Annotated in this window: 25 protein-coding genes; 15 read left to right on the top strand and 10 right to left on the bottom strand. The window is 66.9% G+C overall.

The annotated features are described in order from the left end of the window. Positions 1–65: 65 nt before the first annotated feature. From ASF60_RS02610 to ASF60_RS02600, 3 genes are all read right to left on the bottom strand, one after another. On the bottom strand, positions 66–638 hold the full coding sequence (locus ASF60_RS02610; protein WP_056179749.1) for a F0F1 ATP synthase subunit delta: 573 nt from the start codon (positions 636–638) through the stop codon (positions 66–68). 260 nt (positions 639–898) lie between these two features. Beyond that, a complete protein-coding gene (locus tag ASF60_RS02605; protein WP_056179745.1) occupies positions 899–1,609 on the bottom strand; it encodes a DsbA family protein in 711 nt (236 codons plus the stop codon). Positions 1,610–1,688: 79 nt separating this feature from the next. After that, entirely contained in the window at positions 1,689–2,315 is a 627-nt protein-coding gene (locus ASF60_RS02600) for a 2-hydroxychromene-2-carboxylate isomerase (RefSeq protein ID WP_056179743.1), read from the bottom strand. Between the two features lie 208 nt (positions 2,316–2,523). Between ASF60_RS02600 and ASF60_RS02595 the strand changes: the two genes are divergently transcribed. After that, positions 2,524–3,765: an argininosuccinate synthase gene (locus tag ASF60_RS02595; protein ID WP_056179739.1), complete on the top strand. Its 1,242-nt coding sequence runs from the start codon at positions 2,524–2,526 to the stop codon at positions 3,763–3,765. Between the two features lie 58 nt (positions 3,766–3,823). Here ASF60_RS02595 and ASF60_RS02590 read toward each other — a convergent pair whose 3' ends face one another. The 4 genes from ASF60_RS02590 to mtgA all read right to left on the bottom strand — a co-directional run bounded on the left by ASF60_RS02590 (position 3,824) and on the right by mtgA (position 7,059). Continuing rightward, complete coding sequence (locus ASF60_RS02590; RefSeq protein ID WP_056179736.1) at positions 3,824–4,720, bottom strand: NAD(P)H-hydrate dehydratase; 897 nt, start codon at positions 4,718–4,720, stop codon at positions 3,824–3,826. Further along, positions 4,717–5,481 (bottom strand): histidine phosphatase family protein, encoded by a 765-nt coding sequence (locus tag ASF60_RS02585; RefSeq protein WP_056179734.1) that lies wholly within the window; start codon positions 5,479–5,481, stop codon positions 4,717–4,719. The genes ASF60_RS02590 and ASF60_RS02585 overlap by 4 nt, the downstream gene beginning before the upstream one ends. 78 nt (positions 5,482–5,559) lie before the next feature. Continuing rightward, a complete protein-coding gene (locus ASF60_RS02580) occupies positions 5,560–6,126 on the bottom strand; it encodes a hypothetical protein (protein WP_056179730.1) in 567 nt (188 codons plus the stop codon). Between the two features lie 117 nt (positions 6,127–6,243). Continuing rightward, positions 6,244–7,059, bottom strand: a complete 816-nt coding sequence (mtgA, locus tag ASF60_RS02575; RefSeq protein WP_443136716.1) for a monofunctional biosynthetic peptidoglycan transglycosylase — start codon at positions 7,057–7,059, stop codon at positions 6,244–6,246. On the opposite strand from mtgA, the gene ASF60_RS02570 reads away from it, so the two are divergent. Next, entirely contained in the window at positions 7,058–8,020 is a 963-nt protein-coding gene (locus ASF60_RS02570; protein ID WP_056179724.1) for a polyprenyl synthetase family protein, read from the top strand. The genes mtgA and ASF60_RS02570 overlap by 2 nt on opposite strands. Positions 8,021–8,125: 105 nt before the next feature. Continuing rightward, positions 8,126–9,232 (top strand): 3-isopropylmalate dehydrogenase, encoded by a 1,107-nt coding sequence (leuB, locus tag ASF60_RS02565; protein WP_056179721.1) that lies wholly within the window; start codon positions 8,126–8,128, stop codon positions 9,230–9,232. Positions 9,233–9,361: 129 nt separating this feature from the next. Here the strand turns inward: leuB and ASF60_RS02560 are convergent, their stop codons facing one another. Then, on the bottom strand, positions 9,362–9,769 hold the full coding sequence (locus ASF60_RS02560) for a hypothetical protein (protein WP_056179719.1): 408 nt from the start codon (positions 9,767–9,769) through the stop codon (positions 9,362–9,364). A 141-nt stretch (positions 9,770–9,910) separates the two neighbouring features. Then, entirely contained in the window at positions 9,911–10,915 is a 1,005-nt protein-coding gene (locus tag ASF60_RS02555) for a hypothetical protein (protein ID WP_244478297.1), read from the bottom strand. A 175-nt stretch (positions 10,916–11,090) separates the two neighbouring features. On the opposite strand from ASF60_RS02555, the gene ASF60_RS02550 reads away from it, so the two are divergent. After that, a complete protein-coding gene (locus ASF60_RS02550; protein ID WP_056180102.1) occupies positions 11,091–12,104 on the top strand; it encodes an LLM class flavin-dependent oxidoreductase in 1,014 nt (337 codons plus the stop codon). 265 nt (positions 12,105–12,369) lie between these two features. After that, positions 12,370–13,404 carry an aspartate-semialdehyde dehydrogenase gene (locus tag ASF60_RS02545; RefSeq protein WP_056179713.1) on the top strand — a complete coding sequence of 345 codons (1,035 nt, stop codon included), beginning with the start codon at positions 12,370–12,372 and terminating at the stop codon, positions 13,402–13,404. A gap of 245 nt (positions 13,405–13,649) precedes the next feature. Here ASF60_RS02545 and ASF60_RS02540 read toward each other — a convergent pair whose 3' ends face one another. Beyond that, on the bottom strand, positions 13,650–14,297 hold the full coding sequence (locus ASF60_RS02540) for a CatB-related O-acetyltransferase (protein ID WP_056179711.1): 648 nt from the start codon (positions 14,295–14,297) through the stop codon (positions 13,650–13,652). Between the two features lie 246 nt (positions 14,298–14,543). Here ASF60_RS02540 and rimP point away from each other — a divergent pair, with 246 nt between their 5' ends. The 10 genes from rimP to ASF60_RS02490 all read left to right on the top strand — a co-directional run bounded on the left by rimP (position 14,544) and on the right by ASF60_RS02490 (position 26,801). After that, entirely contained in the window at positions 14,544–15,347 is an 804-nt protein-coding gene (rimP, locus tag ASF60_RS02535) for a ribosome maturation factor RimP (RefSeq protein ID WP_056179708.1), read from the top strand. Between the two features lie 85 nt (positions 15,348–15,432). Further along, entirely contained in the window at positions 15,433–17,040 is a 1,608-nt protein-coding gene (gene nusA, locus ASF60_RS02530; protein ID WP_056179705.1) for a transcription termination factor NusA, read from the top strand. Positions 17,041–17,115: 75 nt separating this feature from the next. Beyond that, complete coding sequence (locus tag ASF60_RS02525) at positions 17,116–17,862, top strand: RNA-binding protein (RefSeq protein WP_056179702.1); 747 nt, start codon at positions 17,116–17,118, stop codon at positions 17,860–17,862. A 73-nt stretch (positions 17,863–17,935) separates the two neighbouring features. Next, positions 17,936–20,857, top strand: coding sequence for a translation initiation factor IF-2 (infB, locus tag ASF60_RS02520; protein WP_056179699.1), 2,922 nt, complete (start codon positions 17,936–17,938; stop codon positions 20,855–20,857). A 309-nt stretch (positions 20,858–21,166) separates the two neighbouring features. Continuing rightward, positions 21,167–21,601, top strand: coding sequence for a 30S ribosome-binding factor RbfA (gene rbfA / locus ASF60_RS02515; protein ID WP_056179697.1), 435 nt, complete (start codon positions 21,167–21,169; stop codon positions 21,599–21,601). A gap of 161 nt (positions 21,602–21,762) precedes the next feature. Further along, positions 21,763–22,791, top strand: coding sequence for a tRNA pseudouridine(55) synthase TruB (gene truB, locus ASF60_RS02510; protein ID WP_056180099.1), 1,029 nt, complete (start codon positions 21,763–21,765; stop codon positions 22,789–22,791). Positions 22,792–23,000: 209 nt separating this feature from the next. After that, complete coding sequence (locus tag ASF60_RS02505) at positions 23,001–24,524, top strand: pilus assembly protein (protein WP_056179694.1); 1,524 nt, start codon at positions 23,001–23,003, stop codon at positions 24,522–24,524. After that, positions 24,521–25,111 carry a TadE/TadG family type IV pilus assembly protein gene (locus tag ASF60_RS02500; RefSeq protein ID WP_082507692.1) on the top strand — a complete coding sequence of 197 codons (591 nt, stop codon included), beginning with the start codon at positions 24,521–24,523 and terminating at the stop codon, positions 25,109–25,111. The genes ASF60_RS02505 and ASF60_RS02500 overlap by 4 nt, the downstream gene beginning before the upstream one ends. Before the next feature lie 68 nt (positions 25,112–25,179). Beyond that, the gene (locus ASF60_RS02495; protein ID WP_244478296.1) at positions 25,180–25,698 is read left to right on the top strand and encodes a TadE/TadG family type IV pilus assembly protein; all 519 of its coding nucleotides are present in this window, start codon (positions 25,180–25,182) and stop codon (positions 25,696–25,698) included. A gap of 218 nt (positions 25,699–25,916) precedes the next feature. Then, a complete protein-coding gene (locus ASF60_RS02490) occupies positions 25,917–26,801 on the top strand; it encodes a transporter (RefSeq protein WP_244478295.1) in 885 nt (294 codons plus the stop codon). The last annotated feature ends 42 nt before the right edge of the window (positions 26,802–26,843 follow it).

Genomic DNA, 26,843 nt, shown 5'->3' with positions numbered 1-26,843 from the left:
GGCCTCTTGTCTTTAAATTGATTGATTGGGGTCAGGAACGGGAAGCAGTCGGGCCTGGAAGGCCCTTACCGGGCTTCCCGCATCGCAAGGCGAATTCCATTGAGCTTGGTGCGCAGGGAGGCGTCCACCATGCGGCTGCCGATCTTGACCACGAGGCCACCGATCAGGCTGGGGTCGATGCGCAGGTCCAGGTCGATCTCCGACTTGGCGACGTCGCGAAGAGAGGCCTTGATGTCTTCGATCACAGCGTCCGAAGGACGCTCGGCGACAGTGACCTCGGCTCGCACGATGCCCTTCGATTCCCGCACCAGGGCGCGGAAGCCGCGGATCATGTCCGGCAACGCGAAGAGACGACGATTGGAGGCCGCGAGACGGATGAAGTTGCCACCCAGACCGCCGATGCCGGACTTCTCCAGGAGGGCGACGATGGCAGCTTCCTGCTCGGCGCCGGAGAAGACCGGGCTGCGCACGAAGCGGCGCAGGTCGGCGCTCTCCTTCAGCATGGTGTCGAACTGATCGAGGCTCGCCGCGACACCATCGATGTCGCGCTCATCACGCGCCAGTTCAAACAAGGCCGACGCGTAACGCGCCGCTACGCCTGCAACCGGGGAACCCGCCTCGGAACCGTTCTGCGCCACGCGCCGCTCTCTCTTCAATCCTGCCTGAGGGCTCCGGCCTTGGCGCACCGTTGTTGGGCGCGGGCTTGCGAAACCGTCAGGATTGGGAACGTGCCGGTCTGCGCGGACCTTGAAAAGCCCGCCCTTCCGGCGCGGCGAGGGCCTAGCATGCGTGTCCGGGGGGCGCAAGACGACGGAACTTGCGCCGATGCGTTGTGCAACGCGACATGCCGAACCCCGTTCCGATGGGGGCAAACGGTGGCGAAGGTGAGGCCGCGCCGTCAGCAGGCGATCCGGTCGCAGCGCCGGGTGGCGGCGATCATCCGAGCCAAGGCCTTCGGGCCCGGATGGCCGAGAAGGCCGGTGTTGCCGAGTACGTAGGAGGGCGTCGCCGCGAGGCCGAGATCTGCTGCCATCCGCATCTGCGCCTTGAGCGCGAGCCGGACGTCTTCGCTGTCGGCGATGCTCTCGATCTCCGTCGCTGCCACGCCGAGTTTGGCCGCCGCCTGCAGGGCGCCCGGACCGTCGATCTTACCCGGCCTGGCGAGCAGCGTTCGGTACAGATTCCAGGTGGCAGCCGACCCGAGCTTGCGCTGGATCGCGAGAGCGACCTTGGCGGCCTGGGCGGACTGGACCGCGAGAATGGGGTTGTTGATCAGGCCGATCCGCAGCGACGGGTCGCTCTCGCTGAGAGAGACCATGTCGGCCGCTGCCTTCCGGCAATAGGGGCAGTTGTAGTCGAAGAACTCATACAGCGTGGTCTCGGCCTCGGCCGGACCGATATACGTGACCCCGCGCAGGGCGGGGATCTCGCCGACGATCTCGCCTGGCAGGCGCATGTTGGCGATGGGGCGGCCCTCGTCGTTCTCCACCTTGAACGCCTGACCGTATCCTTGAGCCAGAGCGGCACCGACGGACCCAATTCCGGCGGAGAGGCCCGCGGAGGCGAGGAGGAAACGCCGGCGGTCGAGGCGCGGGAACGCGAAGCTCATGGGGCGGCCCTGGAAGCGGGGGAGACGAAAAACCGCCCGGCTTCTAGACCCGCTGGCGCCGGACCGCCAGCGGCACGCCTCAACGCATGGCGCCGGGCCGATCGCCGGCGGCCCAGGCCAGGGCCTGCTCCAGACGGTCGTTGCCCCAGAACAACTCGCCATCGTTGGTCAGGAAAGTCGGTGCGCCGAAGATGCCGCGCGAGCGCGCCTCCTCCCCGTTGACGCGCAGGCGACCCTTGTTGGTCTCGGCGGCCGCCTGCTTCAGGATGATGGTTCCGTCGAGGCCGAGCCCGTTGAGGAGCGACACCACGGCCGGCGGTTCGGCGATGGACTGCCCGCGGGCGAACTGACTCTCGTAGACGGCCTTCGAGAACGGCACGAGCCACTCGTAATCCATGCCATAGGTGGCCGCGCGCGTGGCGCTGAGACTGTTCTGGGGGAAAGGATCAGGTCGCTTGACCGGAGGCAGACCCTGCCGGGCGGCTTCGCGCTCGACGTCGCGCCACATATGGCGGCCCTTGGCGGCGTAGAGGTTGAAGGGTGAGGAGTTCCAACCCTGCGCCGCGAAAATGGGCCCTACCAGGAAGGGCCGCCAGCGGATCTCCACGCCGACGGCCTCTCCCAGGGCTTCGATCCGCATCGCCGACAGATAGGAATAAGTGGACGCGAACTCGTACCAGAATTCGAGGGTCGGCCTGCGCGGCATGCGTCGAATCTCCGGGATCGAGAATGGTCTTGAGTGTCGCCCGACGCTTGGCTCGCCACAAGGCGGTCGCGCGACATGGTCTTCACCGGCCACAATTACCTCGAGCGAACGCGCCCGGCGGCACGGCGGTTGCACGGCCCCGCGCTCCGCTGATAAGCCGCCGCAATCCAAACTCCGAACGCCAAACTCCGAACGCAAAGCGAGCCCCATGACCGACGCGAACCCGAAGCCCGTCAACAAGGTCGTGCTCGCCTATTCGGGGGGCCTCGACACCTCGATCATCCTCAAGTGGCTCCAGACCACCTATGGATGCGAGGTCATCACCTTCACGGCCGACCTGGGTCAGGGCGAGGAGTTGGAACCCGCCCGCAAGAAAGCGGAACTGCTCGGCATCAAGCCCGAAAACATCTTCATCGAGGACCTGCGCGAGGAGTTCGTACGCGACTACGTGTTCCCGATGTTCCGGGCCAACGCCGTCTATGAGGGCGTCTACCTCCTCGGTACCTCCATCGCCCGGCCGTTGATTGCCAAGAAGCAGATCGAGATCGCCGAGCGGCTGGGTGCGGACGCCGTCTGTCACGGCGCCACCGGCAAGGGCAACGACCAGGTCCGGTTCGAACTCGGCTATTACGCGCTCAAGCCCGACGTGACGGTCATCGCCCCCTGGCGGGAATGGGACCTGAAAAGCCGCGAGCAGCTCATCGCCTTCGCGGAACAGCACCAGATTCCGATCTCGAAGGACAAGCGCGGCGAGAGCCCCTTCTCCGTCGATGCCAATCTCCTGCATGCCTCGTCCGAGGGCAAGGTTCTGGAGGACCCAGCCGACGAGGTTCCCGACTACGTCTACTCACGGACGATCTCGCCGGAGGAGGCTCCCGACACGCCGACCATCATCACCATCGGCTTCGAGACGGGCGATGCGGTCTCCATCGACGGCGAACGCCTGTCGCCCGCGAGCTTGCTCGCCAAGCTGAATCAGCTCGGCCACGACAACGGTATCGGCCGGCTCGACCTCGTGGAAAACCGCTTCGTCGGCATGAAGAGCCGCGGCATGTACGAGACGCCCGGCGGCACCATCCTGTTGCCGGCCCACCGCGCCATCGAGTCGATCACGCTGGACCGGGGTGCCGCGCACCTGAAGGACCAACTCATGCCGCAATACGCGGAGCTGATCTACAACGGCTTCTGGTTCAGCCCGGAGCGCGAGATGCTACAGGCCCTGATCGACAAGAGCCAGGAGATGGTCACCGGTGAAGTCCGTCTGAAACTCTACAAGGGCGGCGTCCACGTGATCGGACGCACCAGCCCGAACTCGCTCTACGACCAGGACCTCGTCACGTTCGAGGAGGGCGCCGTCGCCTACGACCATCGCGATGCGGCGGGCTTCATCAAGCTTAACGCCCTGCGCCTGCGTACATTGGCCCAGCGGAAGAAGAAGCTCGGGGGCTGAACGGAACCGGACCGGCCGGGGCCTCCCTGCTGAGAGACTCCGGCCCGAGGGTACTCGGCTACTCGGCCCGGCTCACCGAGAAGCCCTGCAGAATTCGCGGGACTTCTCCTGAGATCTCCCGGGCCAGGAAGCCCATCGGCCCAACCGATTTTGCAAGCCAAGCACCCGCCTCACCGTGGAGGTAGACCCCCCACAGAGCCGCCGTGACGGGATCGGCGCCCCGCGCCAGGATGCCGGCGATGATCCCCGCCAGAACGTCACCGGACCCGGAGGTCGCGAGGCCGACGCCGCCGCCACTGTAGTGCCAGTGCGCTGCGTCAGGGGCGACGATCCAGCTCTCGGCGCCCTTCATGATCACCACGGCCCGCAGCATCTCCGCCGCCTGCCGTGCCGCCTTCAGGGGCTCGGCCTCCACCGCTTCGCGCTCCCAATCGAGGAGTTGCGCCATTTCGCCGGCATGGGGCGTGAGGACCGGCGGGCACGTCAGGCTTCGCACGGTCTCCGCGTGGGCGCCGAGGCCGCAGATCGCGCCGGCGTCGAGAACGTAGGTGGTTGCGTTCTGCTCCGCCAGGAGGGTGCGGACCAGCATCGTGGTGAGGTCGCAGGTGTTCATGCCAGGGCCGAGCAGCACCGCGTCGCAGCGTTTGGCCGCCTTGTCGATGCGGGGTGCCGCCGCTTCGGCTTCGATCTCGCCGTCCTCCGTCTCGGGGAGGCCGATCACCATGGCCTCGGGGACGGCCAAAGCCATCGCAACGGCGACGCTCCGTACCGACGCGATCTTCAGCTTGCCGGCTCCGGCGCGCAGGGCCGCCACGCCGGCCAGGAAGACCGCGCCCGGCACCTCGGCGCAGCCGCCGAGGACGAGGACACTGCCGCGATCGTCCTTGCTTCCCGCCTCAGGGGTCGGCAGCGGGCGCTGGCGCAGGCACGCGTCGTCGAGTTCGATCCCGGTCATCGCACGTCCTCCATCGGCGAGGGTTCGGCGGTGACGGGAGCGCCGGCCCGCTGCACCGGGGCAACGAAGTTGTAGCGCTGGAGGTGCATCCGCCCCGTCGAGCCCGGCTCGGCCTGGAAGGCATATTCGGTGACGGAGCAGTTCCGGACGTCAGCCTCCGCGTCGATACCCAGGATCTCCGCTTCGCTGAGATTCTCGATGAGGTAGCGCAGGCAGAGCACCACGACCTGATGGGCGACGATGAGGACACGCTTCTCGCCATGATGCAACGAAACTGTATCCATTGCGCCGCGCAGGCGCAGGATGACATCGCACCAACTCTCGCCGCAGGTCGGACGATAGTAGAACTTGCCGAGGCGGGCGCGGAGTTCGGCCTGCTCCGGGTGAAGATTCTCGATCCCGGTTCGAGTCAGGCGATCGAGTAAGCCCAGCTCCTTTTCACGAAGCCGCTCGTCGACGTAGTCCTCGGGAGCGTCCGATGCGATGCCGCCAGCCTGGCGAATCCCCGCAACGGTCTGCTGGGCGCGACGATAGGGTGACGTCAAAACGACATTCGGACGCTGGGAATCGGGCATCTCGGCGAACCAGCGCCCGAGGGCTTCGGCCTGGCGGTGACCGCGCTCACTCAACGCAACGTCGACATCGCGTTCCGCAATGTCGATCCGAGCCAGGCCTGCCTCGGCCGCCGCATCGCGCGCGACGTTGCCGGCACTCTCGCCATGTCGAACGATCCAGATCCGGCTCGGCCAGCGTTGCAGCATCCGTCACCTTCCTCGGCTTGGTTCACCTCGGCAACGTTCCTGTGCCCGACCCGTTCGCCCCTGCGTCGTTCCCGACCCTCACGCCGGCTGCCAGCCCGCGTCGCTCCGGACGAAGTCGCCCGGCCCAAGGTCGGCGTAGCGCAGGAAGATCTGGAGCACCGGCTGCATTTCGCGGTGCTCGGCGGGTAGCGCGGTGCCTGGGCCATACGGAGCGTTGGTGTCGACCGCCGGCACGTCGCGAGCGGTATCCCAGCGAATCGCGAGGGCATGGACCCGGGCCACCTGTTCGGCGGTCACGTCGAAGGTGACATGCTCGGGCGTCTCGCCGGTGGCCGCGTCCCGAAATACGTCGCCGACATCGTCTGACGCCAGCTTGGCCAGCGTGTTGTGATAGGCGTAGCGCCCCGGCTTCAGGATCGCGTTGGCGGTGAACACCGCAAGCGCCTCGCCCAAGGCCCGATGCTCCTCGTCGGCCCCATCGTCATCGCCGGTCACGTTGAAGATGTCCTCGTCCCGGTCGGTGCTCCCGTAGGGCGCATCGGGATGGACGATCGGCGCGCCGACACCCTCGGAATTCCACGCGATCACCATCCGACGAATCAGCGCGATGCGCTCCAGGGTCAGTTCGAGCATCGGCTGGGTCATTGTCGATCTTTCGCGCGTGGGGCCGCGAGGGCGCCCGTCATGGCCGTCGACCCAACGGGAGTGTCGCGGGCCGCGGGCGAGGAATGGCCGGCAGGTACCTGATCCCATCGCCGCGGGCTACCGCTTCAGGCATCCCATCAACCCCGAGACGCCATTCATGCGAGCTTGGATGCGGGCCGCCTGGGCCCGCACGCCGCGTGATGGCATCGCCGGATTGCGCAGGATGGGATTGGGCAGCACCGCGGCCAGCAGCGCCGCCTCACCACGCGTGAGAGCGCGGGCGGACTTACCGAACCAGCGCTGTGCCGCCGCTTCCGCTCCGAACACCCCCTCCCCCCACTCGGCGATGTTGAGGTAGATCTCCATCGTACGGCGCTTGCCCCACAGCGTGTCGGCCAGGAGGGCCAGGGGAATTTCCAGCGCTTTGCGAACGACCGACCGGCCCGGCCACAGAAAAACATTCTTCACCGTCTGCATCGGGATCGTCGAGGCTCCGCGACTCGGGCCCTCCTCGTCATCGACGACATCCCGCAGGGCGCCCCAGTCCACGCCATCGTGCAGGCAGTAGCGCTGATCCTCGGAGGCGATGACGGCCTGGACGAGGTGGGGCGAAATGGCATCGAGGGCAATCGCCTGCCGGTCGACGGGGCGCAGCGTCAACCATCGGCCAAGCATCAGGGTTGAGGGCGGGGTCAGCGCACTATAGACGAGCGCAAGCGACACCAAGAGGGCCAGAGCGATGACGGGGAGGAGCAATAGGCGGTTGACGATCCGCCGTGCCGCGCCGCTCCGTTTCATACCGGATGCAGCGCGCACCGGTAGCGCACGCGCCGAAATCTGCCGAAGCGGCCGCTCCGGGCTCTCATTCTCGTCCTGAATTCGAACCTCCTGCCCACGACACGACCCTGTCTGACCGAAGGCCCGACCGAACATGACCTCAACGCAAGGATCCCACGCTTCGGTCAAGGCGGATGCCCCGGTCGAGGCCTTTTCCCACAGGCTTGCGGCAGCCGCCGACACGGTGGAGTCGTTCCTGGCCGAGCGCCTGACGCCGGAGACTCAGGCTGGCGAGATCGCCCGGCCGGTGCGCCTGATGGAGGCGATGCGCCACGCGGTGCTCGGCGGCGGCAAGCGCCTGCGCCCATTCCTCGCCATCGAGACGGCGCGGATGCTGGGCGGCTCGGATGCCGGCGCCCTCGCGGCCGGGTCGGGCATCGAACTGGTCCACTGCTACTCGCTGGTTCACGACGACATGCCGGCCATGGACGACGACGACATGCGCCGCGGCAAGCCCACGGTGCACAAAGCCTATGACGAAGCCACCGCCATCCTGGTGGGCGATGCGCTCCAGACCCTGGCCTTCGAGATCCTGGCCGATGCCACTTGGCAGCCCGATCCGACCGTGCGCGCCGACTTGGTGCTCGGCCTCGCCAAAGCCTCGGGCCTTGGCGGAATGGTCGGCGGCCAGCTGCTTGACCTCGGCGCCGAGGGACGTTTCGGTCCTGTCTCCCTGGGGGTCGATGACACGCTGCAGCTCCAGGCGATGAAGACCGGGGCCATCCTGGCCTTCTCGGTGGAGGCTGGCGCCATCGTCGGCGGTGCGACCCTGGACCAGCGCACGGCGCTGCTGCGCTACGGCCACGCCCTTGGTCAGGCTTTCCAGATCGCCGACGACATCCTCGACCGTGAGGCTTCGGCCGAGGCCATGGGCAAGGCCACAGGCAAGGACAAGGACGCCGGTAAGGCGACCCTGGTCGACCGCCTCGGCGTTGAAGGCGCACGCGCCGAGTGCGACCGCCTCGTCGGGGTCTGCGACGCAGCCGTGGCCGCCTGGGGCGACAAGGCGGAGACCCTGCGCCAAGCGGCGCGCTTCACGGTGGCGCGCAAGGTCTGACGCCGGACATCTCCGGGCCTTGCTCGGCGTCACGCACTTTATGCCGCGATCGCGTCCTCCCGGAGGTGGACACGAATTCTTCGACCAACGACTGCGAGTTGATCCATGACCGCCTACAAGCTCCTCCTCCTCCCCGGCGACGGCATCGGCCCCGAGGTGATGGCTGAAGTCGAGAAGGTGATCGGTGCCCTCGGCGAGCTTGACCTTGCCACGTTCGAGATCGAGCGCGACCTTGTCGGTGGCGCTGCCATCGATGCGCACGGAGTTCCCCTTACGGATGACGCGCTGGGCCGGGCAGATTCCGCCGACGCCATCCTGCTGGGCGCGGTCGGCGGCCCGAAATGGGCGGACGTGCGCTACGAGATTCGCCCGGAAGCCGGCCTGCTGCGATTGCGCAAGGATCTCGGCCTCTTCGCGAACCTGCGGCCGGCGATCTGCTACCCGGCCCTGGCCGACGCCTCCGCCCTCAAGCGCGAGCTGGTCGAGGGCCTCGACATGATGATCGTGCGCGAGCTCACAGGTGGCGTCTATTTCGGCGAGCCGAAGGAGATCACGGTGCTGCCCGATGGCTCGAAGCGCGCCGTCGACACGCAGGTCTACACCACGGCCGAGATCGAGCGGATCGCCCACGTGGCGTTCGACCTCGCCCGCAAGCGCTCCGGACGGGTCGCTTCGGCCGAGAAGCACAACGTGATGAAGTCCGGTGTCCTGTGGAAAGAGGTCGTGACCCGGGTTCACGCCGAGTATAGCGACGTCAGTCTCGAGCACGTGCTCGCCGACAATTGCGCGATGCAGCTGGTGCGCCGACCCAAGCAGTACGACGTCCTCGTCACCGACAACCTGTTCGGTGATGTGCTCTCGGACGTCGCCGCGATGCTCACCGGCTCCCTCGGCATGTTGCCCTCCGCCTCACTGGGCGCCGTCGACGCCAAGGGCAGCCGCAAGGCGCTGTACGAGCCGGTGCACGGCTCGGCCCCCGACATCGCCGGCAAGGGCTACGCGAACCCCATCGCGATGATCGGCTCGCTCGCGATGTGCCTGCGCTACTCCTTCGGTCTTGGCGAAGCCGCCGACCTGCTCGAAGCAGCCATCACTCGAACCCTGGCTTCGGGCGCGCGCACCCGAGACATCGCCGCAGAGGGCGCGACGCCGATCAGCACCACCGAGATGGGTGACGCGATTCTCCGCGAGCTCAGGCACGCCGTCGCATGAGGGCCGTCGTCTGAGGCAACGGTCGCCGCGCCCTAGCAGGTCGGCACTGGCGCATCAGGAGAGCCTGCGCCGACAAACGAAAACGGGCCCCGGAAGGGGCCCGTCGGATATTCAGCAGTGAGTTTGGGCTTAGTAGGGGTTGCCGAAACGCGACACGTAGGAGGTCGGATCGATCGCATCGACAGCCGAAAAATCGACGTTGCGGATCGCGCTGGAGCGGGCGCCGACGAACGGGCCATTGGTGATCGGGTCGGGCAGAATGCCGCCGCCGAAGCGATCGTTGCGGCCGTAGGGCGGAGAATTGAGGTAGCTGGCGGTGATGAACTGGGGGTTCGTCGCCGGGTTGCTGACCGAGCCGTTATTGGCCTCGACCACGTTGCCGGCGTCGAGCCAGCTGCGCGGGCGGATGCGGATTGGAAGCGGCTGGCTCACGCGGTAGCCGGCCGGCGCGTAGCGGCCCTGGGCCTCGGCGGCGGTGTTCGCGCCGACGGCTGCGAGAGTGAGGGCGCCCATCAGGGCAATCGAGACAGAGCGCATGACGCACCTTCGTTGAAGCTGTGAGACTTGTAAGCCGCGCTTTCTTAAGAAACACGGCTCTCTGTATGCGGGGAAGACGTGCCAACGCGGCCGAGGTTCCCACCTTATGGCCGCGCTTCTCAAGATTGCCGCAGTTTGGCCTTATTTTTTCGTGTCGGACGCTTTTCGCGGCCGACGGGCGGGGATCGATCCGGTTTCGCCGCCGACATCCCGATCGGCATTCTTCATTGCGACGACGCGCGGGCCACAACCGGGATCGCGCCGCGCCTCGGTGGTCGCAAAGGTGCTTTCAAGAGCGGATGAAGGCTGGCCATTGAGGCTGATCCGATCGAGAGCGCAGGCGACGGCACGGGGCTCGGGAACCTGACCCAGCGGGGCGCAGAGCCAGCCGTCGAGACGGAGTGCACCGGGCTCGAGGGTTGCGAAGCCGGTGCAGTTGCGCCTGCCCTCGCCGCCGAGGGTCAGGTCGAGGGTCTCGACGAGGCCGAACTTGGTGGCGATCGTCCCATGCTCACCGGTTCGAATCACGGCGAGCCCCTGCCCGTCCGCAGCGCGACGCGCCAACGTTACGAACAGACGCGGACCTGTCTCCGGCTCCGGCGTTTCCGTGAGGGTGAGGCGGAGGTAGGGTGCCTCGATGATATCGAACCCGCCCTGGACGAGCACGTCCTCGCGCCGCCCGGTCGCAGGGTTGAGCCGTGCCGTCTCGGCGCGCGGCGCCTCCAGCGCATCGGGATCATCCAGGCGAAAACGAGGTTCGGAGAGCGCGACTGGGATCGCCGGCCTAGCAGCCTGTGCCACCGTCGGCACGAAAGGCGATCCGATCTGCGACTCGATTGAGGGATCGACCGGACCCGGCCGGCCCTCACGCGCGAGGACGCTGAGTGCCGCAATGGTTATGATCGCCGCTGAAAGCTGTCCTGCGCGCTTCAGCAGCGTGACCGGACTCTGGCTCAATCGACCCGCACCGACTGACGTCAGAGGATCGTGGCGGCCTCTTGTCTGACCCACGTCACGTGTTCGCTCGGAGTCGGGCTCGGTTCGCATCGATATCCGGGGTTCTCTGGCGGCGGGATTCTCTGGCGGCGGGGGTTCTCTGGCAGAAAGCCCGCCCTCCGAGAGCGATGGTGAAGCCGGACCGACCAAGGTCGGGTTTCCGGATCGCTCCGGCCCTCGGGATTTCCGCCGCTAAGGTGAATCGCCGGTATCGACCCGGATGCTGACCCATGCCGACAGCACATGCCGGCCCCGGCTTGCGCCGGTGCGGGACCGTCGCGATCTGACAGCAAGGGGCACCGCCGCGATGAGTCAGAAGGAATACATGATCCCCCTCTCCGTTCTCGACCTTGCCCTCGTGCCCGACGGCGCAACGCCGGCCGATGCCCTGCGCAACAGTGTGGCACTGGCTCGTCACGTCGAAGGGCTCGGCTATCGGCGCTTCTGGCTCGCCGAACACCACAACATGGTGGGTGTCGCCAGCGCGGCGACGGCGGTGGTCATTGGCCATGTGGCGGCCGGCACGTCGACGATTCGGGTCGGGGCCGGTGGCATCATGCTGCCGAACCATGCTCCGTTGGTGATTGCCGAACAGTTCGGCACCCTCGAAACGCTGTTTCCCGGCCGTATCGACCTCGGCCTCGGCCGCGCGCCCGGCACCGATCCGCGTACCACGCGGGCCCTGCGGCGCTCGGGCGAAGCGGCCGATACCTTTCCGCAGGACGTGCTCGAAGTGCAGGCTCTGTTCGGCGAGTTGAAGCCCGGCCAAGCTGTGCAGGCCGTGCCGGGCACGGGGCTCCGGGTGCCACTGTGGATCCTCGGCTCGAGCCTCTACGGCGCGCAGCTCGCCGCGATGCTCGGGCTTCCCTATGCCTTCGCCTCGCATTTCGCGCCTGACCAGCTCCTGCCGGCCCTCGCCACCTACCGGGACCGCTTCCAGCCGTCCGAACAGGCGAGCCGGCCGCATGCCATGATCGGCCTCAACGTCGTTGCGGCGGATACCGACGACGAAGCGCGCCGGCTGTTCACCTCGGCGCAGCAGCAATTCACCAATCTGGTCCGCGGGACGCGCGGGCTGCTGCGTCCACCCATCGCCGATATCGAGGCGTATTGGGCGCCACACGAAAAGGCCCAGGCCTCGCGGATGCTGGTACGCTCCCTCGTCGGGTCGCCGGAAACGATCCGTCGGGGCCTCGCCGATCTCGTGGCGGAGACCGGTGCCGACGAGATCATGGTCGCCTCGGCGATCCACGATCCGGCGGCGCGGCAACGATCCTATACGATCCTGGCCGAAGCGCGGGACGCGCTGGCGCAACGCCCGGCCAGCCTCGTGGCGTGAAGGCCTCGGCCTACCCTTGACAGCAGCGGGGACGAGGCGTCTTGCTCCCGCGCTTGGCGAATCATGCTGCGATGCGGCGTGTGCCACATCAGCGGGTCGATTCGGGCTCGCGCACCTCCGAGGCCGGCAGGCCGCCGGCCATCGGCGATGGTCCGGTGCGCGGCAGGGAGGCTGAACATCGGTGCCGAACCCGGCCGCGGCGGCTCGCCAGAGGGGTGAGCGGCGCCTCGGTCCTCGGTGCACGCAAGAGCGGAGTGTTTGAGCAATGGGTTACAAGGTCGCCGTCGTGGGTGCCACGGGCAATGTGGGCCGCGAGATGCTGGACATCCTGTCCGAGCGCGCCTTTCCGGCGGACGAGGTGGTGGCGATCGCGTCGCGCCGCTCGGCCGGCCAGGAGGTGTCCTTCGGCGACAAGATTCTGAAGGTGAAGGCTCTCGATACCTACGATTTCTCCGATACCGATATCTGCCTGATGTCGGCCGGCGGCGAGACCTCCAAGGAGTGGTCGCCGCGCATCGGCCAGACCGGCTGCGTGGTCATCGATAACTCGTCGGCCTTCCGCTACCATCAGGACGTGCCGCTGATCGTGCCCGAGGTGAACCCGGACGCCATCAACGGCTTCTCCAAGCTCAACATCATCGCCAATCCGAACTGCTCCACGGCGCAGCTCGTGGTCGCCCTCAAGCCTTTGCATGACGCGGCGACGATCAAGCGGGTGGTGGTGGCGACCTACCAGTCGGTCTCCGGCGCCGGCAAGGACGCCATGGACGAGCTCTTCCAGCAGACCCGCTCGGTCTTCACCGCCGGCGAGATCAAGGCGGAGAAGTTCCCCAAGCGCATCGCCTTCAACGTCATCCCGCACATCGATGTGTTCATGGAGGACGGCTACACGAAGGAAGAGTGGAAGATGGTCGCCGAGACCAAGAAGATGCTCGATCCCAAGATCAAGCTGACCGCCACCGCCGTGCGGGTGCCGGTGTTCATCGGCCATGCCGAGGCAGTGAACGTCGAGTTCGAGCGCCCGATCACGGCCGAGCAGGCCACCGCGATCCTGCGCTCGGCTCCGGGCATCATGGTGGTCGATAAGCGCGAGCCCGGCGGCTACATGACCCCGCACGAGGCCGCCGGCGAGGATGCCACCTACGTCTCCCGCATCCGCGAGGACGCCACGGTGGAGAACGGGCTCGCCTTCTGGTGCGTCTCCGACAATCTGCGCAAGGGCGCGGCGCTCAACACCGTGCAGATCGCCGAGATGCTGGTGAACCGGAAGCTGTTGAAGCGGGCGCAAGCGGCTGCCTGACCCGGACGGCCCCTGAAATCAGCTCGATCGGCTATCTCTGCGATCCGAACACGCCGTCCCCCGGGGGCGGCGTTTTTCGTTAGCCAACGCAGGGATTTGATTTCCAAAGATTCACAGAATACGTTTTGGGAATGTATTCTGGCAGCCAAAATGCTTCAACGTGCAGGAAGCGAGGACCTTAAATTCGAATAAAATTCCGAATTCCAAGCTGGGATTTGTACCGTCATTTGGAGGTGATCTGGAATTCAGGCGCTGGCTTCCAACGCTGCCACATCCCCACCGCTGATGGCCGGCAAGCACCGCGTGATCCGTGCTGCATCCCAATCCCACCACGCCAGAACTTGCAGACGTTCAGCGACCTCTGGAGGCACACGCATCCGCACGAGGGTGGCCGGATTGCCAGCGACAATGGCATAAGGTGGCACATCGCGGGTGACGACGGATTTTGCCGCTACGACAGCACCGTTCCCGATGGTGACGCCCGGCAAGAGGGTGCAATCGTAGCCGAGCCAAACGTCATGGCCGACCACTGTATCTCCACGACTTGGAAAGGTGGCCTCTTCCTGGAAGCGGCCGGCCCATGTCCCCCCGAAGATCAGAAAGGGATAGGTCGAGGGTGCCGCGAGGCGGTGATTTCCGCCATTCATGAGGAAGTGGGTACCTGCCGCGATGGCGCAGAACCGTCCGATGCTCAGCCGATCGCCCAGGAAGGCGAAATGATAGAGGATGTTGTCGAGAAAGGCCTGTGGGCCTTCAGGGTCGTCGTAATAGGTGTAGGCGCCGACTTCGATATTGGGCGGCAGGTCTAGGTTGCGGATGAAGGTGATCCGTGGGTGTCCAGGCACGGGGTGAAGCACGTTTGGGTCGGGTCCGAAGCGTGGATCGTGGGGCATCGAGTGATTCCTGCGCTGCGGCTTTCACCCAGTCCGCCGCAGGATACCGGAGCGGCAAACTGCCGAAACCCCTTGATCGAAATCGCTTGAAAAATGCGGTAAACCAGCCTACTTTGACATCATCAGTTCTGGTTGCAGTTGTGAGACTGCGGTTCGGGAGTGGGCCCCACCGGGTCCGCTCTTTTTTATTGCCGCAACGTCGCCCGCGCCGGAACGCCTCGGACAAGGCCGGACTTCAAGCGCAGCATGGCGGACAACTTCAATAGCGACCTCACCGAAAAACGCCTCATCATCGAGACGGGCGTGGCCGCGCGGGTGGTGCAGGTCATCGAGGCCTCGATCCAGGGTCTGGGCTACCGGGTTGTCCGGGTGAAGGTTTCGAGCGCCAATGGCTGCACGGTGCAGATCATGGCAGAGCGGCCGGATGGCACCATGACGGTGGACGATTGCGAGGCGGTGAGCCGAGCGATCTCGCCGCTCCTCGACCTCGACGACCCTGTGGGCAAGGCCTATTACCTGGAGGTCTCCTCGCCGGGGATCGACCGGCCCCTGGTGCGGGCCGTCGATTTCGCCCGATGGGCCGGCTACGAAGCCAAGATCGAACTCGCCGTGCCGATGGACGGTCGCAAGCGCTTCCGGGGCATCATCGGTGCACCGAACCCCGACGGGGTCACCGTGCCGATCGATCTGCCCGACGTGAAAGAGGGCCTTCCCAGCCGCATCGACCTGCCGCTGCGCGACCTCGGCGACGCCTACCTGGTGCTCACCGACGAGCTTGTCCGCGAATCCCTTCGACGGGGCGGCCCGCCGATCCTTGAGGACGAGGATGACGATGCTGACGCGGACGAAGCTGCTTTCGAAGCCGAGGCCGAACCGGCTCCCGCCCCGCCGAAGAAGAAAGTTTCCCGTCCCCTGAAGCCCAAGGCGTCGCAGAGGCCGAAGCCCGTGAAAGTCGAGACCGAGGAAAGTCTCGCCATCAAGGCCCGGAACAAGGCGAAGCCCGTCCGCACCAAGGCGGTGCGGGTGAAGGACGACGGCAAGCTGCACTAGTTTTGTCATCCGTCCCCGCGCAGCCGCAAGCCGGCCCGGGGCCGCGGACGTGAACGACATCCGACGAAGAGAAGGACGAAAACCGATGGCCGTCGTCAGCGCCAACAGGCTCGAACTCCTGCAGATCGCCGAAGCGGTTGCCCGCGAGAAAGTGATCGACCGTTCCATCGTCATCGATGCGATGGAGGAAGCCATCGCGAAGGCGGCCCGCTCCCGCTATGGCGCCGAAACGGACGTGCATGCCGAGATCGACCCCAAGACCGGCGCTCTGCGCTTGTCGCGCCACCTCGTGGTGGTGGACCAGGTCGAAAACGACGCCCGTGAGGTCACCCTGGACCAGGCCCGCCGCTACAACCCCGGCGCCCTCGTCGGCGACGTCATCTCCGACACGCTGCCGCCATTCGACTTCGGCCGGGTCGCCGCCCAGTCGGCCAAGCAGGTCATCGTCCAGAAAGTGCGCGACGCCGAGCGCGACCGGCAGTTCGATGAGTACAAGGACCGGATCGGCGAGGTCGTGAACGGGCTCGTGAAGCGGGTCGAGTACGGCAACGTCATCGTCGATCTCGGCCGCGGCGAGGGTATCGTCCGGCGCGACGAGATGATTCCGCGCGAGACCTTCCGCCCCGGCGACCGCATCCGCTCCTACCTGTTCGACGTCCGCCGCGAAGTGCGCGGGCCCCAGATCTTCCTGTCGCGCTCGCACCCGCAGTTCATGGCCAAGCTGTTCGGCCAAGAAGTGCCGGAAATCTACGACGGTATCGTCGAGGTGAAGGCAGTCGCCCGCGATCCGGGCTCGCGCGCCAAGATCGCAGTGATCTCGCGCGACGGGTCGATCGATCCGGTCGGCGCCTGTGTCGGTATGCGCGGCTCCCGCGTCCAGGCGGTGGTCGGCGAGCTTCAGGGCGAGAAGATCGACATCATCCCGTGGTCCGAGGATCAGGCGACCTTCATCGTTAACGCCTTGCAGCCGGCGGAAGTCGTGAAGGTCGTGCTCGACGAGGAGGCCGACCGAATCGAGGTGGTGGTACCGGACGACCAGCTCTCGCTGGCCATCGGTCGTCGCGGCCAGAACGTGCGCCTCGCCTCGCAGCTCACCGGCTGGGACATCGACATCCTGACCGAGGCTGAAGAATCCGAGCGCAGGCAGAAGGAATTCGCCGAGCGCACTGCCGTGTTCATGGAAGCTCTCGATGTCGACGAGACCGTGGGCCAGCTCCTGGCTGCGGAGGGATTCCGCAACGTGGAGGAAATCGCCTACGTCGAGCCGGGCGAACTCGCCAACATCCAGGGCCTCGATGAGGAGAGTGGCACCGAGATCCAGGCCCGCGCCCAGGATCATCTCGCCCGGGTCGAATCAGAGTTCGATGCCAAGCGCCAGGAACTCGGAGTCCAGGACGAACTGCGCGAGATTGACGGCATCACCACCCCGATGCTGGTGGCCCTCGGCGAGAACGACGTGAAGACGATCGAGGATCTGGCGGGATGCGCCACCGACGATCTCGTCGGCTACACCGAAGGGCGCGGCCCCGAGGCCAAGCGGCATGCGGGCTACCTCGACGGCTTCGAGGTTTCGCGAGCCGAAGCTGAGGCGATGGTGATGGCCGCGCGTGTCCGTGTGGGCTGGATCGAAGCTCCCACCGAGTCGGACGGTGAGGCACCCGAGACGGATCAAGAGGAGCAGGCATCGGCCTGACCCTTCGGATTTGGTCATCCCCGCGATCGACGGTCGCGGGGATGTGTTGTGACGATGGGGAGACGTGCGCATCGCATGATGGGTCAACACGCAGATGGAGATGACATCGAAACCGAGGCCGATTCGAGCGCGCTGCTCGATGCGGGCGTCGGGCGTGGTCGGGCCAATGCTCTGCGGACATGCCTCGTCACGCGTGTTGCGCAGGCGCCGAGCAGTCTGATCCGCTTTGTCCTTGGGCCGGACGGGAGCGTCGTGCCGGATCTGCGAGCGCGCCTGCCGGGGCGCGGCGCGTGGCTGACACCCACCCGGTCTGTCGTGAATGAGGCCGTGAAGCGCCGCGCCTTCCAACGGGCCTTCAAGACCAAGGATGCCGCAGCGGCGCCAGATCTGGCAGATCGAGTCGCAGAAGCGCTGCGAGCGGATCTGCGCCAATCGCTGTCGTTGGCGAATAAGGCGGGATGCGTGGTCGCAGGCTTTGCCAAGGTCGAATCGGCCATCGGCGACAAGGCCGGGGTTTCAGCGGTGATCCAGGCCTCCGACGGGAGCGCCGATGGTCGTCGGAAGATCGTCGCGGCATTGCACAGGCGGCATGGCAGTGCCATATCGGGCATTCCCGTCATTGATGACCTGTCCAACGAAGAATTGGACATGGCCTTGGGTCGGGATCATGTGATACACGCGGCTCTCGTCGCAGGAGTCGGAGGTTCCGGCTGCCTTGCGCGTTGGCGTCGGCTCCGCTCTTTCGAGGGTTTGGCGACGACGGCCGAGGAGGCTGGTCCCGCCCGCGATGGGCAGACCGTTTCCGATCTGCACGACGATTGAGATCACGGATTTACCCGGCGCACATCAGTTTGCCGGTTCACGGGACGATGGAAACCCTCAGGGTTTGGACTGAATGAGCGATACGAACAATCCGGGCGACAAGACGCAGGCGAGACCCCCTTCGAAGCCGCTGTCCTTGAAGCGCCCGATCGAGCAGGGAACGGTGCGTCAGAGCTTCTCCCATGGCCGCACCAAGCAGGTCGTGGTTGAGACGGTGAAGCGCCGTGTCATCGGCGCGGCGCCGGCTGCACCGGCACGCGAGACGACGCCGGTGGCACCGGCAACGCGCGTGGCACCGCCTCCGCCGCCCGCCGCTCCCCGTCAGGCGCAACGCTCTGCGAACGGCGTCGTGCTGCGGACCTTGAGCGAGCAGGAGAGCAACGCACGTGCCGCTGCCCTTGCTGACGCCAAGCGTCGGGAGGCCGAGGCCCAGAAGCGTGCTGAGGCCGAAGCTGCGGCGCAGCGCGAACGCGAAGCTGCCGAGCAGCGGGAGCGTGAGGCAGCCGAGGCTCGCAAGCGCGAAGATGAGGCTCGCCGCCGCAAGGAAGACGAGGAGCGCCAGGCTGCGGCCGAGGAAGCGCGCCGCGCCGCCGAGGCTGCTGCTCAGGAGGCTGCCAAGGCCCAGAGCACGCCTGCCGCTGCTCCCACCGTTTCCAAGACGGCGCCGATGCCGGCGGCCCCGACGATCGTTCGTTCGGCGCCTCCTGTGGCGGCGGCTGCACCCGAGCAAGCCGCTCCTGCTGCGGCACCTGCCCGTCCGGCAGCACCCACGCCTGCGGCAGCCCGTCCGGCAGCGCGCCCGCCGCTGACGGCGCGCCCCGCCACGTCTGAGCCGCGCAAGACCATCACGGCCGACGTGCGCAAGCCGCGCGATTTGAACTTCATGGCTCGCCCTGCTCCGGCACCGGAGCCCGAGCCGACTACTCCGACGACGGCGACTGCGGCACGTCCCGCTGGGGGCGCAACGCCGGCCCGTACGGCTGGGCGGCCGCAGGCCGCTGAGGAGGAGAGCGAGCAGAAGCGCGTGATCCGGCGCCCCGGCATGCCGCTCAAGATTATCACGCCGCCCAAGACCCCGAAGCAGCCGGGCGGCGACCGGAATCGTGGCCGCCTCACGATCGCCACCGCCACGTCGGGTGAGGACGAGCGCACGCGTTCGGTCGCCTCGTTCCGCCGCCGCCAGCAGCGCATGAGCGGCAACCGGCATGTGGAGCAGAAAGAGAAGCTCTCCCGCGAGGTGACGATCCCGGAGACGATCACGATCCAGGAGCTCGCCAACCGCATGTCGGAGCGGGCTGTGGACGTTATTCGCCTTCTGATGAAGCAGGGTGAAATCCACAAGATCACCGATGTGATCGACTCGGATTCGGCCCAGCTGATTGCGGAAGAGCTCGGGCACACCGTGCGCCGCGTGGCGGAGTCGGACGTCGAGGAAGGCTTGTTCAGCGATGAGCCCGAGCTGGAGGAGGATCTAGATCCGCGTCCCCCGGTCGTGACCATCATGGGCCACGTCGACCACGGCAAGACCTCGCTGCTCGACGCGATCCGCAAGACCACCGTGGTTTCCGGTGAAGCGGGCGGCATCACGCAGCATATCGGCGCCTATCAGGTCGCAGCCCCCAGCGGCGACATGGTGACCTTCATCGACACGCCCGGCCACGCGGCCTTCACCTCCATGCGCGCCCGTGGCGCCAAGGTGACGGACATCGTCGTGCTCGTGGTGGCGGCCGATGATGGCGTCATGCCGCAGACCGTGGAGGCGATCTCTCACGCCAAGGCGGCCGGTGTTCCGCTGATCGTGGCGATCAACAAGATCGACAAGCCCGAGGCGAACCCGCAGCGGGTCCGGACCGAGCTGCTCCAGCACGACATCCAGGTCGAGTCGATGGGCGGCGAGACCCTTGAATTCGAGGTGTCTGCCAAGACCGGCGACGGTCTGCCGGAGCTTCTCGAGGGCCTGCAACTCCAGGCCGAGATCATGAACCTGCGCGCCAACGAGACGCGCGACGGTGAGGGTACGGTCATCGAGGCCAAGCTCGATCGCGGTCGTGGCCCGGTGGCGACGGTCCTGGTCCAGCGCGGCACCCTGTTCACCGGCGACATCGTGGTCGCTGGCGCGGAGTGGGGCCGCGTGCGTGCCCTGATCGACGACAAGGGCGAGAACGTCCCCTACGCCGGTCCCTCGGTTCCGGTGGAAGTGCTCGGCTTCAACGGCACCCCCGATGCGGGTGACCGCGTCGTGGTCGTACCGAACGAGGCCCGTGCCCGTGAGGTCACCGAGTACCGCGCCCGTCAGAAGCGTGAGCGGATCGCTGCCCGTACCGGCGGTGCAAACCGTTCGCTGGTCGACATGATGCGCGACCTGAAGGAAGGCGCCGGCCGCAAGGAACTGGCGCTGGTCGTCAAGGGCGACGTGCAGGGCTCGGTCGAGGCCATCAACGGCGCCCTGGAAAAGCTCGGCAACGACGAGGTGTCGGCGCGGATCCTGCTCGCTGGCGTCGGTGGAATCACCGAGTCGGACATCACCCTGGCGGAAGCCTCGAAGGCCGTCGTCATCGGTTTCAACGTGCGGGCCCACAAGGAAGCGCGCGAGTCGGCCGAAAACAAGGGCGTCGAGATCCGTTACTACAACATCATCTACGACCTCGTGGATGACATCAAAGCGACCCTGTCGGGTATGCTGCCGCCGACGCTCCGCGAGGAGCGTCTCGGCGAGGCTCAGATCCTGCAGATCTTCGACGTGTCGAAGGTCGGCAAGATCGCCGGTTGCCGCATTCTCGACGGCGTGGTTCAGCGCGGTGCGCATGTCCGCCTGATCCGCGACAGCGTGGTGATCCACGAGGGCAAGCTGGCCCAATTGAAGCGCCTGAAGGACGACGCGAAGGAAGTCACCGCCGGTTACGAGTGCGGTATGTCCTTCGAGAACTTCCAGGATATGCGCGCCGGCGACACCATCGAGTGCTACCGGGTGGAGGAGATCCGGCGCACGCTCTGAGCGGCGATGCCGCTTCGGTATACCAGCGGGGTCGCGACGAGGTCGCGGCCCCGTTTCGCGTTTCGGCCTCCGAAAAGCAGGCCCCGTCGACGACCTATCGGCCGCGACGGGGAAACCTGCATGACAGGCCTATCTCCCGGGCGCCGATTTGCGTTAAGAGGTGCGCCTTCGGCGTCCGCTTCGTTTCGACCCGCTCAGGCCCTGGCCGCGCGGCGGCGCATCGACGTTCCGTTTCAGCAACGCTCGGATGAGCGTGACCGCGCCGGCCGGTGTCGAACCGCTTCGACGACAAGACGATCAGAATTCTTCATGGCCCAGAAACAGACCCCCACCGGACCCTCGCAGCGCCAGCAGCGCGTCGCCGAGCTGATCCGCCACGCGATCGCCGAGGTGCTCCAGCGCGGAGACATCCAGGACGCGGTGCTGAGCGCGCATGTCATCACGGTGCCGGAGGTACGGATGTCGCCGGACCTCAAGCTCGCCACCGCGTACATCATGCCGCTGGGCGGCCTCGACGAAGCCCCGGTGCTGGCCGCCCTGGACCGCAACAAGAAGGCGCTGCGCCAGGAGGTCGCCCGCCGGGTGAACCTGAAATATGCGCCCGACCTGCGCTTCCTCCGCGACGAGACCTTCGACGAAGCGGACCGGATCGACGCCCTGCTGCGGACTGATAAGGTACGGCGCGATCTCGAATCGCAGGCGTCGGGCGAAGAGGCCGATCCGTCGGACCCCAAAGCGGACTGAGGCGGTTTCGGCCCGCGAGAGCGCCGCCGGCACGAACCCGACCCGCACCCTGCAGGTTCTCCGGCCCAAGGCGGCGGAAGACCCCGACTCAAGACTTGAACGGGACGGATGACGGCGCAGCGCGTGCCGCCCGGCCCCTGTGATCAGTGACCGAGGATTTCATGATCAACGAACCGACCATCGAGCGACCCGAGGGCTCTCCCCCGCCAAATCCGGCGGACCGACCCGTGGCCGCCGAGGGCCGTCGCCCGCCGCGTGGTGCGCCGCGCCCGGATCGGCCGAAGCGCCGGGACGTCAATGGCTGGGTCATCCTCGACAAGGGCGTGGGCATGACCTCGACCCATGCCGTCGCGGTGGTGAAGCGCGCCTTCAACGCCAAGAAGGCGGGACATGCCGGCACCCTCGATCCCCTGGCCTCCGGCATCCTGCCGATCGCCCTCGGCGAGGCGACCAAGACGGTGCCGTTCGTGATGGACGGGCGCAAGGCCTACGTCTTCACCGTGACCTGGGGCATCGAGACCGACACTGACGACGCCGAGGGTCGTCCGGTCGCCACCAGCGAGGCGCGGCCGACCCGGGAGGCCGTCGAGGCCGCTCTGCCGACCTTCGTCGGCGCCATCGAGCAGGTGCCGCCGCGCTACTCGGCGATCAAGATCGCGGGCGAGCGCGCCTACGACCTCGCCCGCGACGGCGAGGAGGTGGTGCTGGTGGCGCGCCCGGTCCAGATCGACCATCTCGCGGTGGTCGAGCACAGCCCCGAGCGGACGGTGATCGAGGCCGCCTGCGGCAAGGGCACCTATGTGCGGGCACTCGCCCGCGACCTCGGGCGTCTGCTCGGCTGCTACGGCCATGTCTCGGCCCTGCGCCGTACCCGCGTCGGTCCCTTCACGGAGGCCGATGCCTGCCAGGTGGCGGCCTTGGAAGAAGCGGGACCGGACGGCAATGCCGGCTCGCTCCACCCGGTCGAAACCGCCCTGGACGCGGTGCCCTCGGTGCCGGTCTCCCGCGACATGGCTTTGCGCCTGATGCGAGGCCAGCCGGTGATCCTGCGCGGGCGCGACGCCCCGGTCGAGGGGAAGGCCTTCGCCACCTGCGGCGGCATCCTTGTGGCGGTCGGCGATGTCGAGCGCGGCGAGTTGGTCCCGCACCGGGTGTTCCATCTCGGCGGCACGGCCAACCGCTCGGCCTGAGAGATCGGAGGAGGAAGGTGCGTTCTCGAACGCCCTTCTTCGGCTTCGGGACAAACCTCCGCCATCGCTCTCAAACAATCGATGAAAAAGACGTGATCACGACTTCGGTTGTTCGAGCGCGTCGACACGACCAAACCTCGGCGTCTGCCTTAAGTGAATCGTAAATCTTCGTTGGCATTCGTCAGCTCAAGCTTCAGCTCGGGCGACGAATGCGCTGCGATATCTTTCGACGGTTCCGCAATGACGGACAGGGCGTCGTTGCGCTGATCTTCGCCCTGGGGGCGATCCCCCTGCTTCTGTTCGCCGGCACGGTCATCGATTACGGCGTCAAGTCGATGGCGCGGCAATCGGCACAGGGGGTGACCGACGCCACCGTGCTGTCCCTGGCCAAGCTGCCGATCACCACCACCGATGGCGATCTGTCGAGCAAGGCCGACGCGCAGGTGCGCGCCGCCCTGCGGAAGACGCCGATCGACGGTCTGCTGGTTCGGACCACCCGCAACGGCGACGACATCACCGTGACGGCGAGCGGCAGCACCCCGACCAGCCTGACGCGTCTCGTCGGCCTCACCGGCATGCCGATCTCGGTCTCGAGCACGGGCCGCCGGGCCTCGGACAACCTCGAGATCGCCCTCGTGCTGGACAATACCGGTTCGATGGAGGGCACCAAGCTCACCAACCTGAAGTTGGCCGCCAAGGATCTCGTTTCGACGCTGTTCAAGGCCGTAGACCCCTCGAAGCCGAATGCCCTGCGGATCGGGATCGTCCCCTTCTCGATGACGGTCAATGTCGGCCCGTCGAACACTACCGCCTCATGGATCGACACCGACGCCCGGTCCTCGGTCCACGGACAGATCTTCAATTCCGCCGCCAACCGCCTGACCCTGTTCCGGCAGATGGGCGTCACCTGGGGCGGCTGCGTCGAGGGTCGGCCGATGCCCTACGACGTGCAGGAAACGCCCCCGAGCGCGGGCACGCCGGACACGCTGTTCGTGCCCTACTTCGCCCCGGACGAGGCGGATACGGAAATTTCTGAAAACCAAATGCTGAACAATTACCTGTCGGACGGCGTCTTCTGGGGCAGCGCACGCACCCGCCAGGGCCAGGTAAACAAGTACAGGTCCAGCCCGCAGCGAACCGGCCGCATCGACAGCGTCGCCGCGAATTATCTCTACGGTCCGAATTCCGGTTGCGAGTTGCAGCCCATCACCCACCTGACGACTTCGCAACCGACTCTCAACAACGCCATCGACGCATTGACCGTCCGGGGCGACACCAACATCCCGATCGGTCTGATCTGGGGCTGGCACGTGCTGTCGCCGCTCGGTCCTTTCGCCGAGGGGGCGGCCTATACCGACAGGACCACGCGCAAGTTCGTGGTGCTGATGACGGACGGGCAGAACCAATCTCAGATCCGCCCCAGCAACTCGAACAACTCGTTTTATTCGGGCATCGGCTACATCTGGCAGAACCGCATCGGCACGACCTCGGACGATCTGAACACCCGGCGCGTCGCCATCGACAATCGGCTGTCGACGCTGTGCGGCAATATGAAAAGCGCCGGGATCGCGCTCTTCACGGTGCGGGTCGAGGTCTCGGAAGGCACCAGCGACATCCTGAAGAACTGCGCCTCGGGCAGCGACAAGTTCTACGACGTCCAGAACGCCTCCGACCTCAGCGCCGCCTTCAAGGCCATCTCGGCTCAGATCAGCGAATTGCGGATCTCCCGATGATGGGGCGCCTCATTCTCGCAGGCGTCAGGCCGGCGATGCCGCCCGTGGCCCCGGCCCTGCGCCGACTGGCCCGCGACACGCGCGGCGGGGCCGCCATCGAGTTCGGAATGGTGGCGGTGCCGTTCCTGCTTCTGCTCGGCGCGATCATCGAGGCCGCCATGCTGATCCTGGCCCAGCAGCTCCTCGACGACGCCCTCGATCGGGGCGGCCGCGCGGTCTTCACCGGCGTGTACCAGGACGCGGCCGGCACCAAGCCTCCGGTCGACCGCCTCGTGGCGGAGATGTGCCGGGGCCCGGTGCTGTTCGACTGCACCAAGCTGAAGGTCGAGATGACGACCGCGTCGACCTTCAGCGCCAATGCGGCTGCCTCGCCCTACGATTCCACGACCGGGACCGCGTCGTCGACCTTCGGCACGCGCTTCACCTGTCCGCAGGGCAGCGACATCGTGACGATCCGTGCGGCCGTGGTGATCCCGCGCTTCTTCGGCTTCACGGGAATCGTGGCGCTGCCGGTCTCGGCCACCGCCCAGATGATCACCGCGACCACGGTCTTCCGCGCCGAGCCCTATCCGGTGGGAACGTGTTGAGGCTGTGCCGGCGGGGTGGCCGGCGAATTCGCCGGCAGATTCGCCGGCTCGCGGGCGACCGGGCCGGGGTGAGCGCGGTGGAATTCGCCCTGGTCGCCCCCGTGATGATCGTGATCTTCATCGGAACGATCGAGCTGCCGCGGGCCTACGCCACCAAGCAGCGCCTGGTGCGCGCCACCCGCTCGATGGCCGACCTGATCTCGCGGGGCAGCCTGACCAGCGTCACCGACATTTACGCGGCGGGCCGCGCGGTCATGTATCCCTCGGACGCCAGCGGGTCCGGCATCATCCTGACGGCGGCGGGCGTCTACCAGCTCGCCAACAAGTCCTACGAGGCAAGGGTGTGCTCCAGCGCCGCCGACAAGACGACCAAGCGGGTCGCCAATGCCATCCTGGGCGAACCGCCGCCCTCCGAGGCGCGTGTCAACGCGCGCTACATGATGGCGGAGATGACCTACCGCTACGTGCCGATCTTCAACCTGTTCCCGGCCCTGAACGACCTGACCTTCTCACAGGTGACCACCTGGCCGGTCCGCTCGGTGACGGGCGCCCCGGTCGTGCTGCCGGGCGGGGCGGCTTGCCCGTAAGACACGAGGCCCCCGACAGCGTGCTGGCCTCAAGGCGTGCTGTGGCGGCAGGGTGACGGTGTTTCGCAATAGGGACTCCGCCTAACCCAGGATGGTGGCGGAGCACGAAGAACCGACCAGTTTCATCCCGGCGGGCCGTCGTTTCAGTGCGGCCCGGGAGCAGAGCCATGACGTCATCTCGGACGACCGGATCGCCATCGATCCGGGACGGCTCAACCTTGGGCCTCCGCTTGGTGCCGGCGGGTCTCGCCGCTGTGAGTCTCGCACTTCTGGGTCTCGCGCTGGATTCGTCCAACCGTCAGGCGCGGGCCGCGTCGGCGGCCGAGCCGGGCCAGACCGTCGGGCAGGCCCCCGGCGCGCCACTGCCGGTCGGCCTCTACTTCATCGACACGTCGAGCTTCGGCGTACGCGACATCGCGCCCCGATCGACCGATTCAAACATCAACCTGCCATCCTTCGTCTGGGCGACGCCGGCCGACGTGGCGGGCGGACGGCTGCAGTTGATCGTCCTCCAGCCGATCGCCGTCTCGAGCACCGGTGGCGCACCCTACCAGAGCGGCTTCGGCCAGACCCTCCTGGCCGCGCAGGTGGCGTGGAAGCTCGGGAGCAACCTCAACTTCAGCTACCTGCTCGGCGCCTATCTTCCGAGCCAGACCAAGATCGTGATTCAGAACCCGGTCCTGCACCAGCGCTTCGCGATCACCTACAACGGCGACGGCTGGAACCTGACGGCGAACTTCCTCTACGGCACCTATTTCGACACCACATCGCGCACGGGGGCGTACTACCCCGACTTCCTCAACCTCGATCTCACGGCGACGAAGAAGTTCGGCAAGTGGGAAGTCGGGCCGGTGGCGTTCGGCGCCACCGACCTGCCGACGCGCAATCCCGGCTATGCCCGCCAGGGCCAGTTCGCCGTGGGCGGTCTCGTCGGCTACAATTTCGGACCGGTGAACCTGCAGGCCTACGTCACCCGCGAGGTCGTCGAGCGGAACTACCGCGGCCTGGAGACGCGCGGATGGCTGCGTGCCACCGTGCCGATCTATCAGGAGAACGCCGAGGCGGCCTCCGCCGCGCCGCCGGCGATGATCCGCAAGTTCTAGGATTGGGCAGGCCTGGGGCGAGGCTTTGCGGGGGAGCGGATT

Source organism: Methylobacterium sp. Leaf113 (assembly GCF_001423325.1).
Classification (GTDB): Bacteria; Pseudomonadota; Alphaproteobacteria; order Rhizobiales; family Beijerinckiaceae; genus Methylobacterium.
This window is presented reverse-complemented; position numbering and strand designations above follow the sequence as displayed.

What these genes read in the sequence shown, in the direction of transcription:
- ASF60_RS02550 (WP_056180102.1), top strand. Translation starts at nt 11,091, where the DNA reads ATGATCCCCCTCTCCGTTCTCGACCTTGCCCTCGTGCCCGACGGCGCA.
- ASF60_RS02505 (WP_056179694.1), top strand. Translation starts at nt 23,001, where the DNA reads ATGCGCTGCGATATCTTTCGACGGTTCCGCAATGACGGACAGGGCGTC.
- ASF60_RS02525 (WP_056179702.1), top strand. Translation starts at nt 17,116, where the DNA reads ATGATGGGTCAACACGCAGATGGAGATGACATCGAAACCGAGGCCGAT.
- ASF60_RS02560 (WP_056179719.1), bottom strand. Translation starts at nt 9,769, where the DNA reads ATGCGCTCTGTCTCGATTGCCCTGATGGGCGCCCTCACTCTCGCAGCC.
- rimP (WP_056179708.1), top strand. Translation starts at nt 14,544, where the DNA reads ATGGCGGACAACTTCAATAGCGACCTCACCGAAAAACGCCTCATCATC.
- infB (WP_056179699.1), top strand. Translation starts at nt 17,936, where the DNA reads ATGAGCGATACGAACAATCCGGGCGACAAGACGCAGGCGAGACCCCCT.
- ASF60_RS02585 (WP_056179734.1), bottom strand. Translation starts at nt 5,481, where the DNA reads ATGCTGCAACGCTGGCCGAGCCGGATCTGGATCGTTCGACATGGCGAG.
- rbfA (WP_056179697.1), top strand. Translation starts at nt 21,167, where the DNA reads ATGGCCCAGAAACAGACCCCCACCGGACCCTCGCAGCGCCAGCAGCGC.
- ASF60_RS02540 (WP_056179711.1), bottom strand. Translation starts at nt 14,297, where the DNA reads ATGCCCCACGATCCACGCTTCGGACCCGACCCAAACGTGCTTCACCCC.
- ASF60_RS02500 (WP_082507692.1), top strand. Translation starts at nt 24,521, where the DNA reads ATGATGGGGCGCCTCATTCTCGCAGGCGTCAGGCCGGCGATGCCGCCC.
- mtgA (WP_443136716.1), bottom strand. Translation starts at nt 7,059, where the DNA reads ATGTTCGGTCGGGCCTTCGGTCAGACAGGGTCGTGTCGTGGGCAGGAG.
- ASF60_RS02570 (WP_056179724.1), top strand. Translation starts at nt 7,058, where the DNA reads ATGACCTCAACGCAAGGATCCCACGCTTCGGTCAAGGCGGATGCCCCG.
- ASF60_RS02580 (WP_056179730.1), bottom strand. Translation starts at nt 6,126, where the DNA reads ATGACCCAGCCGATGCTCGAACTGACCCTGGAGCGCATCGCGCTGATT.
- ASF60_RS02590 (WP_056179736.1), bottom strand. Translation starts at nt 4,720, where the DNA reads ATGACCGGGATCGAACTCGACGACGCGTGCCTGCGCCAGCGCCCGCTG.
- leuB (WP_056179721.1), top strand. Translation starts at nt 8,126, where the DNA reads ATGACCGCCTACAAGCTCCTCCTCCTCCCCGGCGACGGCATCGGCCCC.
- truB (WP_056180099.1), top strand. Translation starts at nt 21,763, where the DNA reads ATGATCAACGAACCGACCATCGAGCGACCCGAGGGCTCTCCCCCGCCA.
- nusA (WP_056179705.1), top strand. Translation starts at nt 15,433, where the DNA reads ATGGCCGTCGTCAGCGCCAACAGGCTCGAACTCCTGCAGATCGCCGAA.
- ASF60_RS02605 (WP_056179745.1), bottom strand. Translation starts at nt 1,609, where the DNA reads ATGAGCTTCGCGTTCCCGCGCCTCGACCGCCGGCGTTTCCTCCTCGCC.
- ASF60_RS02595 (WP_056179739.1), top strand. Translation starts at nt 2,524, where the DNA reads ATGACCGACGCGAACCCGAAGCCCGTCAACAAGGTCGTGCTCGCCTAT.
- ASF60_RS02600 (WP_056179743.1), bottom strand. Translation starts at nt 2,315, where the DNA reads ATGCCGCGCAGGCCGACCCTCGAATTCTGGTACGAGTTCGCGTCCACT.
- ASF60_RS02545 (WP_056179713.1), top strand. Translation starts at nt 12,370, where the DNA reads ATGGGTTACAAGGTCGCCGTCGTGGGTGCCACGGGCAATGTGGGCCGC.